A 16,626-nucleotide genomic window follows, 5' to 3' on the forward strand; every position below is an offset into this window, starting at 1 on the left:
CGCGAGGGCCACGGAGACGGCGACGGGCCCGCCCCCGGGGGGCGGGCCCGTCGTGCGGACGGCCGGCGTCAGGGACGCAGCGCGGCCCGCGCGTCCGCCACCGCGGACGCGGCGGCCGCGCGCAGCCCCTCGGCGTCCGGCCCCGCCGCGAGGACGCCGCGGGACGACGAGGCGAGCACCTGTCGCCGCGCGTCCCCGAAGGCGGAGGCGAGCTCCCGCTCCCCCGCGCCCTGGGCACCCACGCCGGGCGCGAGCAGCGGGCCGTGCACGGCCACGAGGTCCGTGCCGGTCTCACGGGCGGCGTCGCCGACCGTGGCACCGACGACGAGCCCGACCGAGCCCATCGGCAGCCCCTCGGCGACGGCGCCGGCGTTCAGCACGGCCGCCTGGGCGGCGACCGACGCCGCGACGCTCACGCCGTCGGGCCCGACGGCGTGCTGCACCTCGTGCCCCTCCTTGTTGGAGGTGAGGCACAGCACGAAGATGCCGCGCCCGGTGCGCGCGGCCAGCTCGGCGGCCGGCGCGAGCGAGCCGAAGCCCAGGTACGGCGACACCGTCACGGCGTCACCGGCGAGGGGCGAGCCGTCCGCGAGGAACGCGTCGGCGTAGGCACCCATCGTCGAGCCGATGTCGCCGCGCTTGGCGTCGACGATCGTCAGGGTGCCCACGGCGCGGGAGGCGGCGATCACGTCCTCCAGCGCCGCGACGCCGGCGGAACCGTGGCGCTCGAAGAACGCGGCCTGCGGCTTGAAGGCCGCCACCCGCCCGCCGAGCGCGTCCACGACCCGCAGGCCGAACTCGCGGACCCCGGCGGCGTCGTCCCCCAGCCCCCAGGCCGAGAGCAGCGACGCGTGCGGGTCGATGCCCACGCACAGCGGCCCGTGGGCGTCCATCGCCGCGGCGAGCCGCGCGCCGAACGGCGCCGAGGTGGCAAGGGGCGTGGCCGCGGCGCTCATGCCGGCAACCCCGCCGCCGCGGCGCCGAGCCGCTCCCGCGTCGCCGTCGTGTGCTCCTGGAGGCTCGCGACGTCGAACGGGCCGCCGCGGACCGCCTCGATGCCCTGCACCGCCGCGGCGAGCTGGTCCACGGTGGTGATCATCGGCTTGTCCGCCGCCGTCGTCGCGGCGCGGATCTCGTAGCCGTCGGCGCGAGCGCCCTGGCCGGACGGGGAGTTGACCACGAGGTCGACGCTGCCGTCGCTGATGAGGTCGACGATCGTCGGCTCGCCGTCGGCACCCCGGCCCTCGGAGAACTTGCGCACGACCGTGCTGCCGATGCCGTTGCGCCGCAGCACCTGCGCCGTGCCGGAGGTGGCGAGCACCTCGAAGCCCAGCTCCGCGAGCCGCTTCACCGGGAAGATGATCGAGCGCTTGTCGCGGTCGGCGACCGACACGAACACCCGGCCCTCGGTGGGCAGCCCGCCGAACGCGGCGGCCTGCGACTTCGCGAACGCGTGCGGGAAGTCCTTGTCGAAGCCCATGACCTCGCCGGTGGAGCGCATCTCCGGGCCGAGCACCGTGTCGACGACCTGGCCCTCGGCGGTGCGGAACCGCTTGAACGGCAGCACGGCCTCCTTGACCGCCAGCGGCGCCCCGAGGTCGAGCGTGCCGCCGTCGCCCTCGGCGGGCAGGACGCCGGCCGCGCGCAGCTCGGCGATCGACTCGCCGACCATGACCCGGGCCGCCGCCTTGGACATCGAGGTGCCCGTCGCCTTGGACACGAACGGGACGGTGCGCGACGCGCGCGGGTTCGCCTCGAGCACGTACAGGACGTCCGAGACGAGCGCGTACTGCACGTTGAGCAGGCCGCGCACGCCGACGCCCTTCGCGATCGCCTCGGTGGAGCGGCGGATGCGCTCGATCTCCGCGGTCGACAGCGAGACCGGCGGCAGCACGCACGCGGAGTCGCCGGAGTGGATGCCGGCCTCCTCGATGTGCTCCATGACGCCGCCGAGGAACATCTCCTCGCCGTCGTACAGGGCGTCGACGTCGATCTCCATCGCGTCGTCGAGGAAGCGGTCGATGAGCAGCGGCGCGGGCAGCAGGCCGCCGGCCGTGCGCTCGTCCGCGGCGGCGGCCGCGAGCGCCCGCTCGACGTACTCGGTGAGCTGCTCGGCGGAGTACACGATCTCCATGCCGCGGCCGCCGAGCACGTACGACGGGCGCACCAGCACCGGGTAGCCGATCGTCTCGGCCACCTCGCGGGCCTGGCCCAGCGAGCGGGCCGTGCCGAACGCGGGCGCGGGCAGGCCGGCGTCGAGCAGCACCTGCCCGAAGATGCCGCGGTCCTCGGCGGCGTCGATGGCCTCGGGCGAGGTGCCGAGGATCGGCACGCCCGCGTCCGCCAGGCGCTGCGCGAGAGCGAGCGGCGTCTGCCCGCCGAGCTGCACGATGACGCCCTTGACCGGGCCGGCGGCGAGCTCGGCCTCGTAGACCTCGAGGACGTCCTCGAACGTGAGCGGCTCGAAGTACAGGCGGTCGGAGGTGTCGTAGTCCGTCGAGACGGTCTCCGGGTTGCAGTTGACCATGACGGTCTCGTACCGATCGGACAGGGTCAGGGCGGCGTGCACGCACGAGTAGTCGAACTCGATGCCCTGGCCGATCCGGTTCGGGCCGGAGCCCAGGATGATGACGGCCTCGCGCTCGCGGGGCGCCACCTCGGTCTCCTCGTCGTAGGACGAGTAGTGGTACGGCGTGCGGGCCGCGAACTCGGCGGCGCAGGTGTCGACCGTCTTGTAGACCGGCCGGACGCCGAGCGCGCGCCGCACCTCGCGGACGGTGGCCTCACCCGCCGGGCCCATGCCGCGCAGCCGCGCGACCTGCACGTCGGACAGGCCGTGCCGCTTGGCGCGGCGCAGCACGTCCTCGGTGAGGGTCGGGCCGGCGGCCACCTCGGCGGCGACCTCGTTCATCAGCAGGATCTGGTCGAGGAACCAGGGGTCGATCTTCGTCGCGTCGAAGACGGCCTCGAGCGTGGTGTGCCCGGCGACGACCGCCCGCAGGGCCTGCTGCACGCCGACCATGCGGTGCTCGGTGGGTCGCACGATCTCGGCGAGCAGCTGGTCGAGCTCCGCCCCGGACGGCGCGTCGCCGTCCCAGTGGAACGAGACCCCGCCCTTGTCGATCGAGCGCAGGGCCTTGCCGAGCGCCTCGGTGAAGTTGCGGCCCAGCGCCATGGCCTCGCCCACCGACTTCATGGTCGTGGTGAGCGTCGGGTCGGCGGCCGGGAACTTCTCGAACGCGAAGCGGGGCACCTTGACGACGACGTAGTCGAGCGTGGGCTCGAAGCTCGCCGGCGTGACGCGCGTGATGTCGTTCGGGATCTCGTCGAGCGTGTACCCGACGGCGAGCTTGGCCGCGATCTTCGCGATCGGGAAGCCGGTCGCCTTCGACGCCAGGGCCGAGGAGCGCGACACGCGCGGGTTCATCTCGATGACGATGACGCGCCCGGTGTCGGGGTCGACGGCGAACTGGATGTTGCAGCCGCCCGTGTCGACGCCGACCTCGCGGATGACGGCGATGCCGATGTCGCGCAGCTTCTGGTACTCGCGGTCGGTGAGCGTCATCGCGGGGGCCACGGTGACCGAGTCGCCGGTGTGCACGCCGACCGGGTCCACGTTCTCGATCGAGCAGACGACCACGACGTTGTCGTCCTTGTCGCGCATGAGCTCGAGCTCGTACTCCTTCCAGCCGAGGATGGACTCCTCCAGGAGCACCTCGGTGGTCGGCGAGTAGTGCAGGCCCTGGCCGACGATGCGGCGCAGCTCGGTCTCGTCGTACGCGAAGCCGGAGCCGAGGCCACCCATCGTGAAGGACGGGCGCACGACCATCGGGTAGCCGAGGTCGGCGGCCGCCGCGACCGCCTCCTCCACGGTGTGCACGATGACGGAGCGGGCGGACTCGCCGCCGCACTTGGCGACGACGTCCTTGAACTGCTGGCGGTCCTCGCCCTTCTGGATGGCGGGGATGTTCGCGCCGATGAGCTCGACGTCGTACTGCTCGAGGACGCCGGCCTCGTCGAGGGCGATGGCGGCGTTGAGCGCCGTCTGGCCGCCGAGGGTGGGCAGGAGGGCGTCGGGACGCTCCTTGGCGATGATCGAGGTGAGCACCTCGGTGGTGATCGGCTCGACGTACGTGGCGTCGGCGAACTCCGGGTCGGTCATGATCGTGGCCGGGTTCGAGTTCACGAGGACGACCCGCAGGCCCTCCTCCTTCAGCACGCGGCAGGCCTGCGTGCCGGAGTAGTCGAACTCGCAGGCCTGGCCGATGACGATCGGGCCGGAGCCGATGACCAGGACGGAGGAGAGGTCGGAACGGCGGGGCATCAGTTCTCCTTCAGCGCGGCCAGCGTGGCGGCGGGGACGGTCACGGGCTCGCGGCTCGTCATGAGCTCGACGAAGCGGTCGAAGAGGTAGGCGCTGTCGTGCGGTCCGGCGGCGGCCTCGGGGTGGTACTGCACGGAGAAGGCCGGTACGTCGAGCGCGGTCAGCCCCTCGACCACCTGGTCGTTGAGGCCGACGTGGGACACGATGACGCGGCCGTAGGCGCGGCCGTCGGCGCGCTCGGCGTCGTGGGGCGCGGTGGACACCGCGTCCAGGGGCGCGTCGACGGCGAAGCCGTGGTTGTGCGCCGTGACCTCGACCTTGCCGGTGGTGCGGTCCATGACGGGCTGGTTGATGCCGCGGTGGCCGTACCCGAGCTTGTACGTGCCGTACCCCAGGGCGCGGCCCAGCAGCTGGTTGCCGAAGCAGATGCCGAAGAACGGGATGCCCCGGTCCAGCACGCCGCGCAGCAGCTCGATCTCGTGGGTGGCCGACGACGGGTCGCCGGGGCCGTTCGAGAAGAACACGCCGGTGGGCGAGCCGTCGGTCGGCAGCAGGGCCTCGATGTCGGCGATCGTGGCCGACTGGGGCACGACGTGCACGCGCACGCCCCGCTGCGCCAGCCGCGCCGGGGTCATGGCCTTGATGCCCAGGTCGACGGCGACGACGGTCGCCAGCGGCTCCCGCCCGGCGAAGTCGCCCGAGGGCTCGACGACGTACGCCTGGTCGGTCGTGACCTCCGGGGAGAGGTTGGCGCCCGCCATCTGGGGGGACGCCTGCACCTCGGCGACCAGCTCGGGCACCGACCTCTCGACGAGCGTGCCGCCGGCGACCTCGCGCACCAGGGCGTCGCCGGAGAAGATCCCGGCGCGCATGACGCCCAGCTCGCGCAGGTGGCGCGTGAGCTTGCGGGTGTCGACGTCGCTGATGCCCACGACGCCCTGGGCCGTGAGCTCCTCCTCGAGGGAGCGGTCCGCACGCCAGGAGGACATGCGGCGGGCGGGGTCGCGCAGCACGTAGCCGGCGACCCAGATCTTGCCGGACTCCGGGTCCTCGTCGTTGATGCCGGTGTTCCCGACGTGCGGGGCCGTCATCACGACGATCTGGCGGTGGTAGGAGGGGTCGGTGAGGGTCTCCTGGTAGCCGGTCATGCCGGTGGAGAAGACGATCTCGCCGAAGGTGGCGCCACGGGCGCCGTACGCACGGCCGCGGGCCACGGTGCCGTCCTCGAGCACGAGGAGGGCCGCGTGCGGCACGGGCGCGCGGCTCGGCACGGGGCCGCTCGACGCGGAGCTGGTCAGGGAGCTGGAGGTCACTGCTCGTCCTTCGGTGCGGGGGCGGAGGTCATGAGGTGGCGCACGGCGTCGACCAGGCGGGAGCGGTCGGGCGCGAGGCGGGTGCGCAGGCCGGTGTCGAGGGCGACCGCCGACACGCCGTCGCGCTCCGGGTCCTCCCAGGTCACGACGACCAGGCCGTCGGCGCCGACGTACTTGCCGGCCATGCCGGGGGCCAGCCCGACGCCGCGCAGGGCGGCCACGGGCGCGAACACGTCGGGGGCACCGTCTCGCTCGACCAGGACGCCGGCGTCGTGCACGGACACGTGGGCGGTGGAGCGGTCGCCGAGGTGGTGGGCGCCGACCCGCGCCAGCCAGTCCCCCGCCAGGGTCGAGGAGACGTACGTGGCGTCGAGCGGGCCGAGGCGCAGCGCACCGAGGTCCTCGGGGACGGCAGGAGGCACGGGGACGGTGTCCCGGGTGCGGGCGGCGAGCCGGCGCCGGCCGGTGAGGATCACGAGCAGGAGCAGGACGCCGATGACGACCCAGATCCCGACCGCGACGGGCATGGGGAGGTTCATCGTGCGCCTCCCCGCTGGGCTGCCGGCGCGGCGGCGGGCTCGACGGGCGCGCCGTCGAGCACGGTCGCGCGGCCGCGCAGGAACGTCGCCACCACGCGGCCGGGCAGCTCGCGGCCGGCGAAGGGCGTGTTGCCGCTCGCGGTGGCCTGGGCGGCGCCGTCGACCGTCCGCGAGGCAGCCGGGTCGACCAGCGTGAGGTTGGCGGGCTCCCCGACCTCGACCGGCCGGCCGTGGTCCGCGACCCGGCCGATTCGGGCGGGGTTGGTCGACAGGACGCGCGCGACGTCGGCCCAGCTGAGCCGGCCGGTGTCGACCATGGTCTGCTGCACGACCGACAGGGCCGTCTCCAGCCCGGTCATGCCGAACGCGGCGGCGCCCCACTCGCAGTCCTTGTCCTCGCGGGTGTGCGGGGCGTGGTCCGTGGCGACGATGTCGATCGTGCCGTCGGCCAGGCCCTGGCGCACGGCCTCGACGTCCTCGGCGGTGCGCAGCGGCGGGTTCACCTTGTACGTGGGGTCGTAGGTGCGGGCGAGCTCGTCCGTGAGGATCAGGTGGTGCGGCGTCACCTCGGCGGTGACGTCGATGCCGCGGCCCTTGGCCCAGCGGACGATCTCGACCGAGCCGGCGGTCGACAGGTGGCAGACGTGGAGGCGCGAGCCGACGTGCTCGGCGAGCAGCACGTCGCGGGCGATGATCGCCTCCTCGGCGACCGCCGGCCATCCGGCCAGGCCGATCTCGGCCGACACGACGCCCTCGTTCATCTGGGCGCCCTCGGTGAGGCGCGGCTCCTGCGCGTGCTGCGCGACGACGCCGTCGAACACCTTGACGTACTCCAGCGCGCGGCGCATGAGGATCGGGTCGTGCACGCACTTGCCGTCGTCGGAGAAGACCCGGACGCGAGCCGCGGAGTCCGCCATCGCGCCGAGCTCGGCGAGACGCTCGCCCCCCAGGCCCACGGTGACGGCCCCGACCGGGTGCACGTCGACCCAGCCGGCCTCCTGACCCAGGCGCCACACCTGCTCGACGACGCCGGCGGTGTCGGCGACGGGCGACGTGTTGGCCATGGCGTGCACGGCGGTGAAGCCGCCCACCGCGGCCGCGCGGGTGCCGGACGCGACCGTCTCGGCGTCCTCGCGGCCCGGCTCGCGCAGGTGGGTGTGCAGGTCGACCAGCCCAGGCAGGAGCACGTGCCCGTCGGCCGCGATCTCGACGACGTCGTCGCCGGCGGGCACGTCCACGGCACCCGGGGCGGCGACCTGGGTGATCACGCCGTCCGCGAGGACGACGTCGGCGGGCTCGCCGCCGAGGGGACGGGCCCCGCGCAGCACATAGGTCGTGGTCACAGGGCGGTCCCTTCGGTGGTGCTCGAGACAGGGGCGGGCAGGGAGGCGGGCACCGCGGCCGACGAGGCGGTGCCGGACAGCAGCAGGTAGAGCGAGGCCATGCGCACGGCGACGCCGTTCGCGACCTGCTCCACGATGACGGCGCGGTCGGAGTCGGCCGCCTCGGCGGAGATCTCCAGCCCGCGGTTCATCGGGCCAGGGTGCATGACGATCGAGTGCGCGGGCAGCAGCGCCAGGCGGCGGCCGTCGAGGCCGAAGTAGCGGGTGTACTCCAGCGGGCTCGGGAAGAACGCCCCCGCTCCCCCGGACATCCGCTCGCGCTGCACGCGGAGCATCATCACGGCGTCGGGCTGCCAGTCGGCGAGCGTGGCGTCCAGGTCGTAGGACGTGCGGCACGGCCAGGACTCGACCCCGACCGGCAGCAGCGTGGGCGGCGACACGAGCGTCACCTCGGCGCCCAGCGTGCGCAGCAGCCACACGTTGGCCCGGGCGACGCGCGAGTGGAGGACGTCGCCCACGATCGCGACCTTCACGCCCGCCAGGTCGGCGCCGACGCCGTCGTCGCCCCCTCGGCGCAGCCCGCCGCCGTGACCGCCGAGGTGCCGGCGGATCGTGTAGGCGTCGAGCAGCGCCTGCGTGGGGTGCATGTGCGTGCCGTCGCCGGCGTTGAGCACGGCCGCGTCGAGCCAGCCCGCGTGCGCGAGCTGGTACGGGGCGCCCGAGGCCCAGTGGCGGACCACCACGGCGTCGGCGCCCATCGCGTGCAAGGTGAGCGCGGTGTCCTTGAGGGACTCGCCCTTGGAGACGCTCGACCCCTTGGCCGAGAAGTTGATGACGTCCGCGGACAGCCTCTTGGCGGCCGTCTCGAACGAGATGCGGGTGCGGGTGGAGTCCTCGAAGAAGAGGTTCACCACGGTGCGGCCGCGCAGCGTCGGCAGCTTCTTGATCTCGCGGGACTGCGTCGCGGCCATCTGCGCGGCGGTGTCGAGGAGCTCGATCGCCTCGTCCTTGGCCAGGTCGGCGGTGGAGAGCAGGTGCCTCATCGCTGGTCCCCCTCGCCCGGGGCCGCGGCGCCGGGCTCGCGCCCGCTGATCACCACGGCGTCGGAGCCGTCCACCTCCGCGAGCAGCACGCGCACCCGCTCCGTCTGGGCGGTCGGGAGGTTCTTGCCCACGAAGTCGGGTCGGATCGGCAGCTCGCGGTGCCCGCGGTCCACCAGGCAGGCGAGACGCACGGCCTGCGGGCGGCCGAGGTCGCCGATGGCGTCGAGCGCGGCGCGGATCGTGCGGCCGGAGAAGAGGACGTCGTCGACGAGGACGACGGTCTTGCCCTCGATCCCCGCGGCGGGCAGCCGGGTGACGCCGACCGCGCGGGTGGGCTGGCGGCGCAGGTCGTCGCGGTACATCGTGACGTCCAGCTCGCCGAGGTCGCGCTCCGGGTCGAAGGCGGGGTCGATGCTCGCGAGCCGCTGCGCGAGGCGGGCGGCGAGGGTGACCCCGCGGGTCGGGATGCCGAGCAGGACGACGTCCTGGGCTCCCTTGGCGCGCTCGACGATCTCGTGCGCGATGCGGGTGAGGGCGCGGGCGACGTCGCTCGCGCCGAGCACGACGGTCCCTTCAGGGACGTCGCGCGGATCGGGTGTTCCGGGCATGCCGGTGCCAGCAGTCACTGGCGACCTCCTTCTCCGCCTCACGGGACGGTGTTAAAGGGTGTCGGTTCTCCTGCCCCTCGGGAGGCTGTCCCGGGGTGCCGTTCTGACGCCCTCCACCCTATCCCGTCGCCCCCGCACCGCCCGTGAGCGTGCCCACGATGCGGGCGCGGCGTACGTCACACGACCGGCACGCCTGGCGCCGGAACGCACCACAGGCGGCGGGCCGGCGTCAGATGAGCAGCGTCGGCTTGATGTCGACGAGCCGGCCCAGCAGGCCGTTGACGAACGACGGCGAGTCGTCCGTCGAGAGCTGCCCGGCGAGGTCGACCGCCTCGTCCACCGCGACGGCGTCGGGGACGTCGTCGTTGTACAGCAGCTCCCAGGTGCCGATCCGCAGCAGCGCGCGGTCGACCGCGGGCATCCGCTCCACCGTCCACCCCTGGGAGTAGGTGGCCAGCAGCTCGTCGATGCGCTCGCGGTGGGCGGCGACGCCCTCGACGAGGTCGACGGTGTACTGCGGCACGGCGGCCTCGGTGTGCGGCTCGATCACCCGGTCCGCGACGAGCACCTGCGGGTCGATCCCGCGCTGCTCCGCCTCGAAGAGGATGTCGACGGCGCGCTTGCGCGCCTTGGTGCGTGCACCCATGTCAGCAGGCGCCCGTCAGTCGTTCACGCGGCCCAGGTACGACCCGTCACGCGTGTCGACCTTGACCTTGGTGCCCTGCTCGAGGAACAGCGGGACCTGGATCTCCGCGCCCGTCTCGAGCGTGGCCGGCTTGGTGCCGCCGGTGGAGCGGTCGCCCTGCAGGCCCGGCTCCGTGTAGGTGATCTCGAGGACCACGGACGACGGGAGCTCGACGTACAGCGGCGTGCCGTCGTTGGACGCGACCATGATGTTCATGCCCTCGAGCATGTAGTTGCTCGCGTCGCCGACGGTGGCGCCGGGCACGGTGATCTGGTCGTACGTGTCGGTGTCCATGAACACGTAGTCGGCGCCGTCCATGTACAGGTACTGGAAGTCGCGGCGGTCCACGTTCGCGGTCTCGATCTTGGTGCCCGCGTTGAAGGTCTTGTCGACCGTCTTGCCGGACACGACGTTCTTCATCTTGGTGCGGACGAACGCGCCACCCTTGCCCGGCTTGACGTGCTGGAACTCGATGATCGTCCAGAGCTGACCGTCGATGCGGAGCACGGTGCCGTTCTTGATGTCGTTGGAGGTAGCCACGTTTCTTGTTCGTCCTCGGGGTCGGGTACGGAGCGGATGACAGCGGATGTCTGCGAGAGTCGACGTGCCGGGCCGCAGAGGGCCCGGAACATTCTACAGCGCGACCAGCAGCACGTGCCCCGCGACACCGAGGGCGGCCGACCAGGCGAGCGACGCCAGCGTGCCCACGACGAACCGCTCGCTCGCGACCGGGTGCTCGCGCAGCTCAGGGAACCGGCCGAGCCCCTTGACCGCGACGACCACGGCCACGCCCTCCGGGTAGCCGGCGAGCAGCGAGCCCGTGACGCACAGCCGCTCGAGCAGGCCGATCCAGGTGCCGCCGCGCAGCACGGCGACCGCCTCCGCCGCCGCCTGGGGCTCGCGCTCGGCGTGCCGGAGCACCCAGGGCACGAGCCAGGCACCGCCGCCCACGCTCGCGGCCAGGCCCACGACCCACACCGCGACGTCCGCCGCGACCGCTCCGAAGCTCACCGCGCGTGCCCCTCTCCTGCCTCGTCGTCCGGTTCGTCGTCCGGTTCGTCGTCGGTGACATCGTCCCGGTCGGCGCCCGCCGCACGCAGCAGGCGCGCCGCCAGCGGCCGGGCGGCCGCGTCCTCGGCCCACAGCGCGGCACGCAACCGCTGGCTCACCGCCTGCTCGCTGACCCCCAGCGCCGCCGCCGAGGCCCGCTGCGGCGCCGGGCCTCGCTGCGCGACGAGCGTGTCGACGGCCTCCCACCCCGCCGCGGAACGGCGCGCGACGACGGCCCCGAGCAGGTGCAGGAGCGCCTGCGCGTCCGCGGAGACGGTCGCGCGCGGCTCCTCGTCCGGTCCCACCACGGCCAGGGGCACGCTGCCCCGCCCGCGCCGTTTCGCCCGGTCGACGGCCGCCCGTGCCCGCACGAACGCCGGCCCGGACGCCTCCCGCGACGCCGCGGGCAGCGGTCGGTCGACGGCACCCAGCCCGATCCCCACGGACCAGCCGCCGTCGCGCACGAGGTCGAGGACCAGGTCGACGGCCAGCGCGGCGCCGTCGTCGTCCGCGGCCAGCACGCCCTGCAGCTCGTCCCCGACCGTCCGGTCGAACGGCAGCACGACGCCGGACCTCCCGGCCGCTCGCGAGCCGACGATCGCGAGCGCCTCGGGCACGCGGTCGTGCCCCCGGGTGCTGCCCCGCTGGTCCGCCGTCACGACGATCATCACTCAAGGCTAAGCGCTTGTGCGATACGTATCAAGACTCTGGGCTTGACTCCTGTCAACCCTTGAACCTGGAGAGGACGAACTTCAGGGCTGAAGCTTGCGAGCCAGGGCGCTCAGCGCGAGCCGGTAGGAGTCGAAGCCGAAGCCCGCGACCGTCCCCGTCGCGATGCCGGCCACCACCGAGTAGTGCCGGAACGACTCGCGCGAGGCGGGGTTCGACAGGTGCACCTCGACGAGCAGGAGCCCGGAGGTCGTCACCTGGGCCGCGGCGTCGCGCAGCGCGTAGCTGTAGTGGGTGAACGCCGCAGGGTTGAGCACCACGTGCGCGCGGGCGTCCACGGCCTCGTGCAGCCAGCCCACGAGCTCGGACTCGTCGTCGGTCTGGCGCACGTCGACGGTGACGCCCAGCTCGCGCCCCCAGACGGCGGCCTCCCGCTCGAGGTCGGCCATGGACGCGTGGCCGTAGATCTCGGGCTCGCGCACGCCGAGCCGACCGAGGTTGGGACCGTTGAGGACGAGGACGTGAGTCATGGCCCGAGGGTACGGCGGCACCAGCGCCCCCGTCCCGGCCGTCCGCGGTCGCGGCACCACCGGAAGGGCACCGCCCTCGGACCCTGGCGTCGCTCCGGTCCGCTCACTCCGGGTCGTCGACGAGCAGCCGGCGCGGGCCGGGGCCGTCGTCCCCGAGGGCGTCGTGCGGGTTGGCGAGCACGCACCGGCTCAGGGACAGGCAGCCGCACCCGATGCAGTCGGTGAGGTCGTCGCGCAGTCGCTCGAGCTGCGCGATCCGCGCGTCGAGGTCGGTGCGCCAGGCCCTGGACAGGCGCTCCCAGTCGCGGACGTTCGGCGCGCGGTCGGCGGGCAGGGTCTCCAGCGCCTCGGCGATGCGCGCCAACGGGATGCCGACCCGCTGGGAGACCCGGATGAACGAGACCCGCCGCAGGACGTCACGCCGGTAGCGCCGCTGGTTGCCCGACGTGCGACGGCTGGCGATCAGCCCGCGCCGCTCGTAGAAGTGCAGCGCGGAGACGGCGACGCCGCTGCGCGCGGCCACCTCCCCGACGGTCAGCTCGACGTGGTCCCACGGGACCCTCTCGGTCGCGTGCTCCGGCACGATCCGTGTCCCTTCCCGCGCAGCGGCCTCTCGACCCTTGACCTCAACCATAGTTCAGGTCACAGCATGACGGCATGGACGCCATCCGCCACCACACCTACGGCCCGCCCGAGACCCTCGTCCTCGAGCAGGTCCCCGACCCCGTGCCCGGTCCAGGCCAGGTGCTCGTCGCCGCCCGCGTGCACGGCGTGCACCTGCTGGACACCACCCTCCGCCGGGGCGAGGCCACCGGCCCCCTGCCCGCGCCGCGCCTCCCCGCGATCCCCGGACGCGAGGTCGCCGGCACGGTGGTCGCCGTCGGCCCGGGCGTCGGGGACGGCTGGCTCGGGGCCCGCGTCGCCGCCCACCTGGGCGCCACGCCCGACGGCGGCGGGTACGCCCGTCTCGCCGTCGCGCCCGTCGACACCCTCCACCGCCTCCCCGACCGTCTCGACCTCGCCGACGCCGTCGCGATGATCGGCACCGGCCGGATGGCGCTCATGGCGCTGGAGGTCGCGCGGCCCGGGCCGGACGACGTCGTGGTGATCACCGCCGCGGCCGGCGGGCTCGGCTCGCTGTTCGTGCAGTCGGCCCTCGCCTCGGGCGCCCGGGTGCTCGCGCTGGCCGGGGGCCCGCGCAAGGTCCGGGCCGTGCGCGGCCTCGCGCCCGACGCCGGGCAGTCGCTCGCCGCCGTCGACGTCGCGGCGCCGTCCTGGCCGCAGGACGCGCGTGCCGCGCTCGGGCGCCTGCGGGCGCCCGCCGCGACGCTGCTGATCGACGGCGTCGGCGGGGACCTCGGCGCCGACGCCGCCGCGCTGCTCGGCCCGGGCGGGCGGCTCGTCGTGCAGGGCTGGGCCTCCGGGAGCCCGAACCCCGTGACCGCGAGCGCCGTCACGCCGGACGGGCACCCGGTCGAGGTGCGCGCCGTCGTCGGCCCGGGCGCGCCCGCGTTCGGCGACCTCCGCGACTACCAGCGGCGGGCCCTGGAGCGGGCCGCGTCGCGTGAGTGGCGCGTGCTCACCCACCGGGTGGCGTTCGCGGAGGCCGCGCGGGCCCACCGGGAGCTCGAGGAGCGCCGCACGGTCGGCAAGGTGGTGCTCGGGTGACCGGCGCGTCGGCCGGGGGTGCGGCGGACGGGTCGCGCGGCGGGCTGCTGGCCGAGCGGGCGCAGCGCACGGTGCTGATCGGCATGGTGGCGTACGTCGCGCTAGGGGCGTTCGAGTCCCTGGCGGTCTCGACGGCGATGCCGACGGTGGCCGCCGAGCTGGACGGCCTGCGCCTGTACACGCTCGCGTTCGCGACGGGCTCCGCCGCGGGCGTGGTGGGGATGCTCGTCGCGGGCCGGTGGACGGACCGGCGAGGTCCGACACCGCCGCTGCTGGCCGGGATCTCGCTGTTCCTCGTGGGGCTGCTCGTCGCGGGGCTGGCGCCGAGCATGCCTGTGCTCCTGGCCGGCCGCACCGTGCAGGGCGCGGGCAGCGGCATCGAGGGGGTCGCGATCTTCGTGCTGGTGGCGCGCGTGTTCCCCGAGGCGCGACGACCGAAGGTCTTCGCGTGGTTCGCCGCCGCGTGGGTGGTGCCCGGCGTGGTGGGACCGCTGCTCGCCGGGGCGATGACGCAGTACCTCGGGTGGCGGTGGGTGTTCCTCGCCGTGCCCGTGCTGGCCGTGCCCGCCCTGCTGACCCTGCGGCCGGCGCTCGCGGCCGGCCGGACCGGCCCTCGCGGACCGGTCGCCGACGGCGGGGACACCGCGCCGTGGCGGGACGTCGCGGGACACGTGCTGTGCGGTGCACGCGGGCTGGGGACGGTCGTGCTGGTGCGGGCGCTCGTGGCCGCCGCGTTCGTGGGGGCGCAGGTGCTGCTGCCGCTCGCGCTCACCCGCGAGCGGGGTCTCGCCCCGGCGCTCGCCGGGGCCGTCCTCACGCTCCACGTGCTCGGCTGGTCGGCGGGGTCGTGGGCGCGCGGGCGCGGCGGCCCGTCGCACGCGGGCTTCCTCCGCGTCGGCTGCGCGTCCCTCGCGCTGGGGACCGCGGGCGTGGCCCTGCTGGTCGTCCCGGGCGTGCCGGTGGTCGCCGCGGCCGCGCCGTGGGTGCTGAGCGGGCTCGGGATGGGGCTGGTGTTCCCCACCCTCAACCTGCTCGTCCTCGAGCTCGCGCCGTCCTCGGCGCAGGGCGTGTCCATGTCGGTGCTCCAGGTGGCGGACGCGACGGCCTCCGCGCTCGCGCTCACCGGCACGGGCGCGCTGCTGTGGGCCCTGCACGACCGGGTCGGCGCGGCCGCCTACGCGGTGTGTCTCGGCCTCGCGGCGGCGCTCGCGCTCACGGCGACCGCCCTGGTGGGCCGCACCCGGCCCGCCGCCGGCGCGCGCTCCGTCACGAATTCCGTCGACTTCCCGCCGGGTGGACGGGATGCTGCCGATGAGGATGCGATCCCCGCCCGGTCCTCCTGAGTGCACCGTCCTGGGCGAGCGTCCGCGCGCCCTTCCGCACGAACCGGGCCGGCACCTCGGCCCGCTCCCCCGCACCGTCGTCCCGACGAGGAGCCACGATGTCCCAGCCGTCGAGTCCCCCCACGTCCCCCGCCGTACCTGTCGGCGCGCTCCGCGCCGCCCTCGGCGACGGCTCGCCCGTCGTCGCCCCCGACGACGCCGGCTACGGCGCCGCCCGGGCCATCGAGCCGGGCGGTGTCGAGCAGCGCCCGGTGGCCGTCGTCCGGCCCGCCGACGCCGATGCCGTGGCGCGGGCCGTGCGCGTCGCGCGCGACGCGGGCGCCGAGGTCTCCGTCCGGTCCGGCGGGCACTCCGTGTTCGGGCTGGGCGCCGCGGACGGCGCCGTCACCCTGGACCTCCGCGGCCTCGACGCCGTCGAGATCGACGTCGGCGGCCGCTCCGCCTGGGCCGGCGGCGGCATCACCGCCGGCGCGTACTCGCGCGCCGCCGGCGAGCACGGCCTCGCGACCCCGTTCGGCGACACCGGCACGGTCGGTGTCGGGGGCATCACGCTGGGCGGCGGCATCGGGCTGCTGTCGCGCTCGCTCGGCATGACCGTCGACAGTCTCCTCGGCGCGGAGGTCGTGACCGCCGACGGCGAGGTCGTACGCACCGACGCCGACCGCGAGCCCGACCTGTTCTGGGCGCTGCGCGGCGGCGGGGGCAACTTCGGCGTCGTGACGCGGTTCCGGTTCGCCCTGCACGAGGTGTCCCAGGTGGTCGGCGGCGTGCTCCTCATGCCGGCCACGCCCGAGAGCGTGGCCGGGGTGATCGCGGCCGCGGACGCCGCGCCGCCGGAGCTGACGATGGTCGTCATGGTCATGCCGGCGCCCCCGATGCCGATGATCCCTGCGGAGTGGCACGGGCGCCTCGTTGTCATGGCCAACGCCTGCTGGTCCGGCGACCTGGACCGTGCGGACGCGGCCCTGGCCCCCCTGCGCGACGTCGCCGCCCGTGCCGGCGGCGCCCTGCTGGACGGCCTGCGCGCCGCGCCGTACCCCAGCCTGCTCGAGGGCGGCCCCGAGGGCGGCCCGCTCGTCGCGACGGGGCGCACCTTCTTCGCCGACGGGCTGGACGAGGCCGCCGCGGCCCACCTCCTGGAGCAGCTGGAGGGCTCCGACGCGCTGATGCGTGCCGCCCAGCTGCGCGTGCTCGGCGGCGCGGTGGCGGACGTCCCCGCCGACGCGACGGCCTACGCCCACCGCGGGGCACGCCTGGTGGGCAACGTCGCGGCGGTCGCCCGCGACGCGGCCGGCGCCGCCGGGTACCGGCCCTGGGTGGACGCGCTGGCCGACCGGCTGCGCGGCGCAGACGGCGCGTACGTGAACTTCAGCCTCGACGGCGGGATCGACGTCGCGCAGGCCGCCTACCCCGGCGCCACCTGGGACCGGCTGCGCGACGTCAAGCGCCGGTACGACCCGCAGAACCTGTTCCGTGGCAACGTCAACGTGCCACCGGCGTAAGGAAGGACG

General features: G+C 74.8%; 16 protein-coding genes. 3 read left to right on the plus strand and 13 right to left on the minus strand.

All coding sequences use genetic code 11. The features are described 5' to 3' along the window. Positions 1 to 68: 68 nt before the first annotated feature. The 13 genes from pyrF to soxR form a co-directional block, all read right to left on the minus strand. The gene (gene pyrF / locus ACQP6G_RS07095; RefSeq protein ID WP_429763551.1) at positions 69 to 956 is read right to left on the minus strand and encodes an orotidine-5'-phosphate decarboxylase; all 888 of its coding nucleotides are present in this window, start codon (positions 954 to 956) and stop codon (positions 69 to 71) included. Then, a complete protein-coding gene (carB, locus tag ACQP6G_RS07100; protein WP_429763553.1) occupies positions 953 to 4,324 on the minus strand; it encodes a carbamoyl-phosphate synthase large subunit in 3,372 nt (1,123 codons plus the stop codon). The genes pyrF and carB overlap by 4 nt, the downstream gene beginning before the upstream one ends. Next, entirely contained in the window at positions 4,324 to 5,622 is a 1,299-nt protein-coding gene (gene carA / locus ACQP6G_RS07105) for a glutamine-hydrolyzing carbamoyl-phosphate synthase small subunit (RefSeq protein WP_429763794.1), read from the minus strand. The genes carB and carA overlap by 1 nt, the downstream gene beginning before the upstream one ends. Positions 5,623 to 5,633: 11 nt before the next feature. Next, complete coding sequence (locus tag ACQP6G_RS07110) at positions 5,634 to 6,176, minus strand: PH-like domain-containing protein (protein ID WP_429763555.1); 543 nt, start codon at positions 6,174 to 6,176, stop codon at positions 5,634 to 5,636. Then, the gene (locus ACQP6G_RS07115) at positions 6,173 to 7,519 is read right to left on the minus strand and encodes a dihydroorotase (protein ID WP_429763557.1); all 1,347 of its coding nucleotides are present in this window, start codon (positions 7,517 to 7,519) and stop codon (positions 6,173 to 6,175) included. Before ACQP6G_RS07115 ends, ACQP6G_RS07110 begins: the two co-directional genes overlap by 4 nt. After that, positions 7,516 to 8,562 (minus strand): aspartate carbamoyltransferase catalytic subunit, encoded by a 1,047-nt coding sequence (locus ACQP6G_RS07120; RefSeq protein ID WP_429763559.1) that lies wholly within the window; start codon positions 8,560 to 8,562, stop codon positions 7,516 to 7,518. The genes ACQP6G_RS07115 and ACQP6G_RS07120 overlap by 4 nt, the downstream gene beginning before the upstream one ends. Then, entirely contained in the window at positions 8,559 to 9,170 is a 612-nt protein-coding gene (gene pyrR / locus ACQP6G_RS07125) for a bifunctional pyr operon transcriptional regulator/uracil phosphoribosyltransferase PyrR (protein WP_429763795.1), read from the minus strand. The genes ACQP6G_RS07120 and pyrR overlap by 4 nt, the downstream gene beginning before the upstream one ends. 229 nt (positions 9,171 to 9,399) lie before the next feature. After that, positions 9,400 to 9,816, minus strand: a complete 417-nt coding sequence (nusB, locus tag ACQP6G_RS07130) for a transcription antitermination factor NusB (RefSeq protein WP_429763561.1) — start codon at positions 9,814 to 9,816, stop codon at positions 9,400 to 9,402. A gap of 15 nt (positions 9,817 to 9,831) precedes the next feature. Further along, entirely contained in the window at positions 9,832 to 10,395 is a 564-nt protein-coding gene (gene efp / locus ACQP6G_RS07135) for an elongation factor P (protein ID WP_429763563.1), read from the minus strand. 93 nt (positions 10,396 to 10,488) lie between these two features. Continuing rightward, complete coding sequence (locus ACQP6G_RS07140; RefSeq protein ID WP_429763565.1) at positions 10,489 to 10,866, minus strand: hypothetical protein; 378 nt, start codon at positions 10,864 to 10,866, stop codon at positions 10,489 to 10,491. Then, positions 10,863 to 11,573, minus strand: a complete 711-nt coding sequence (locus ACQP6G_RS07145) for a hypothetical protein (RefSeq protein WP_429763567.1) — start codon at positions 11,571 to 11,573, stop codon at positions 10,863 to 10,865. Before ACQP6G_RS07145 ends, ACQP6G_RS07140 begins: the two co-directional genes overlap by 4 nt. Before the next feature lie 84 nt (positions 11,574 to 11,657). Further along, complete coding sequence (locus tag ACQP6G_RS07150) at positions 11,658 to 12,104, minus strand: type II 3-dehydroquinate dehydratase (RefSeq protein ID WP_429763569.1); 447 nt, start codon at positions 12,102 to 12,104, stop codon at positions 11,658 to 11,660. A gap of 103 nt (positions 12,105 to 12,207) precedes the next feature. After that, entirely contained in the window at positions 12,208 to 12,687 is a 480-nt protein-coding gene (gene soxR, locus ACQP6G_RS07155; RefSeq protein WP_429763571.1) for a redox-sensitive transcriptional activator SoxR, read from the minus strand. A gap of 74 nt (positions 12,688 to 12,761) precedes the next feature. Between soxR and ACQP6G_RS07160 the strand changes: the two genes are divergently transcribed. The 3 genes from ACQP6G_RS07160 to ACQP6G_RS07170 all read left to right on the plus strand — a co-directional run bounded on the left by ACQP6G_RS07160 (position 12,762) and on the right by ACQP6G_RS07170 (position 16,617). Beyond that, on the plus strand, positions 12,762 to 13,772 hold the full coding sequence (locus ACQP6G_RS07160) for an alcohol dehydrogenase catalytic domain-containing protein (protein WP_429763573.1): 1,011 nt from the start codon (positions 12,762 to 12,764) through the stop codon (positions 13,770 to 13,772). Then, positions 13,769 to 15,115: an MFS transporter gene (locus ACQP6G_RS07165; protein WP_429763575.1), complete on the plus strand. Its 1,347-nt coding sequence runs from the start codon at positions 13,769 to 13,771 to the stop codon at positions 15,113 to 15,115. The genes ACQP6G_RS07160 and ACQP6G_RS07165 overlap by 4 nt, the downstream gene beginning before the upstream one ends. A 98-nt stretch (positions 15,116 to 15,213) precedes the next feature. Beyond that, positions 15,214 to 16,617, plus strand: a complete 1,404-nt coding sequence (locus ACQP6G_RS07170) for an FAD-binding oxidoreductase (protein ID WP_429763577.1) — start codon at positions 15,214 to 15,216, stop codon at positions 16,615 to 16,617. The last annotated feature ends 9 nt before the right edge of the window (positions 16,618 to 16,626 follow it).

Origin of the sequence: Isoptericola nanjingensis, from assembly GCF_050311635.1 — a bacterium.
GTDB lineage: Bacteria > Actinomycetota > Actinomycetes > Actinomycetales > Cellulomonadaceae > Isoptericola > Isoptericola nanjingensis.

What these genes read in the sequence shown, in the direction of transcription:
- pyrF (WP_429763551.1), bottom strand. Translation starts at nt 956, where the DNA reads ATGAGCGCCGCGGCCACGCCCCTTGCCACCTCGGCGCCGTTCGGCGCG.
- carB (WP_429763553.1), bottom strand. Translation starts at nt 4,324, where the DNA reads ATGCCCCGCCGTTCCGACCTCTCCTCCGTCCTGGTCATCGGCTCCGGC.
- ACQP6G_RS07110 (WP_429763555.1), bottom strand. Translation starts at nt 6,176, where the DNA reads ATGAACCTCCCCATGCCCGTCGCGGTCGGGATCTGGGTCGTCATCGGC.
- ACQP6G_RS07120 (WP_429763559.1), bottom strand. Translation starts at nt 8,562, where the DNA reads ATGAGGCACCTGCTCTCCACCGCCGACCTGGCCAAGGACGAGGCGATC.
- pyrR (WP_429763795.1), bottom strand. Translation starts at nt 9,170, where the DNA reads ATGCCCGGAACACCCGATCCGCGCGACGTCCCTGAAGGGACCGTCGTG.
- nusB (WP_429763561.1), bottom strand. Translation starts at nt 9,816, where the DNA reads ATGGGTGCACGCACCAAGGCGCGCAAGCGCGCCGTCGACATCCTCTTC.
- ACQP6G_RS07145 (WP_429763567.1), bottom strand. Translation starts at nt 11,573, where the DNA reads ATGATCGTCGTGACGGCGGACCAGCGGGGCAGCACCCGGGGGCACGAC.
- ACQP6G_RS07150 (WP_429763569.1), bottom strand. Translation starts at nt 12,104, where the DNA reads ATGACTCACGTCCTCGTCCTCAACGGTCCCAACCTCGGTCGGCTCGGC.
- ACQP6G_RS07160 (WP_429763573.1), top strand. Translation starts at nt 12,762, where the DNA reads ATGGACGCCATCCGCCACCACACCTACGGCCCGCCCGAGACCCTCGTC.
- ACQP6G_RS07170 (WP_429763577.1), top strand. Translation starts at nt 15,214, where the DNA reads ATGTCCCAGCCGTCGAGTCCCCCCACGTCCCCCGCCGTACCTGTCGGC.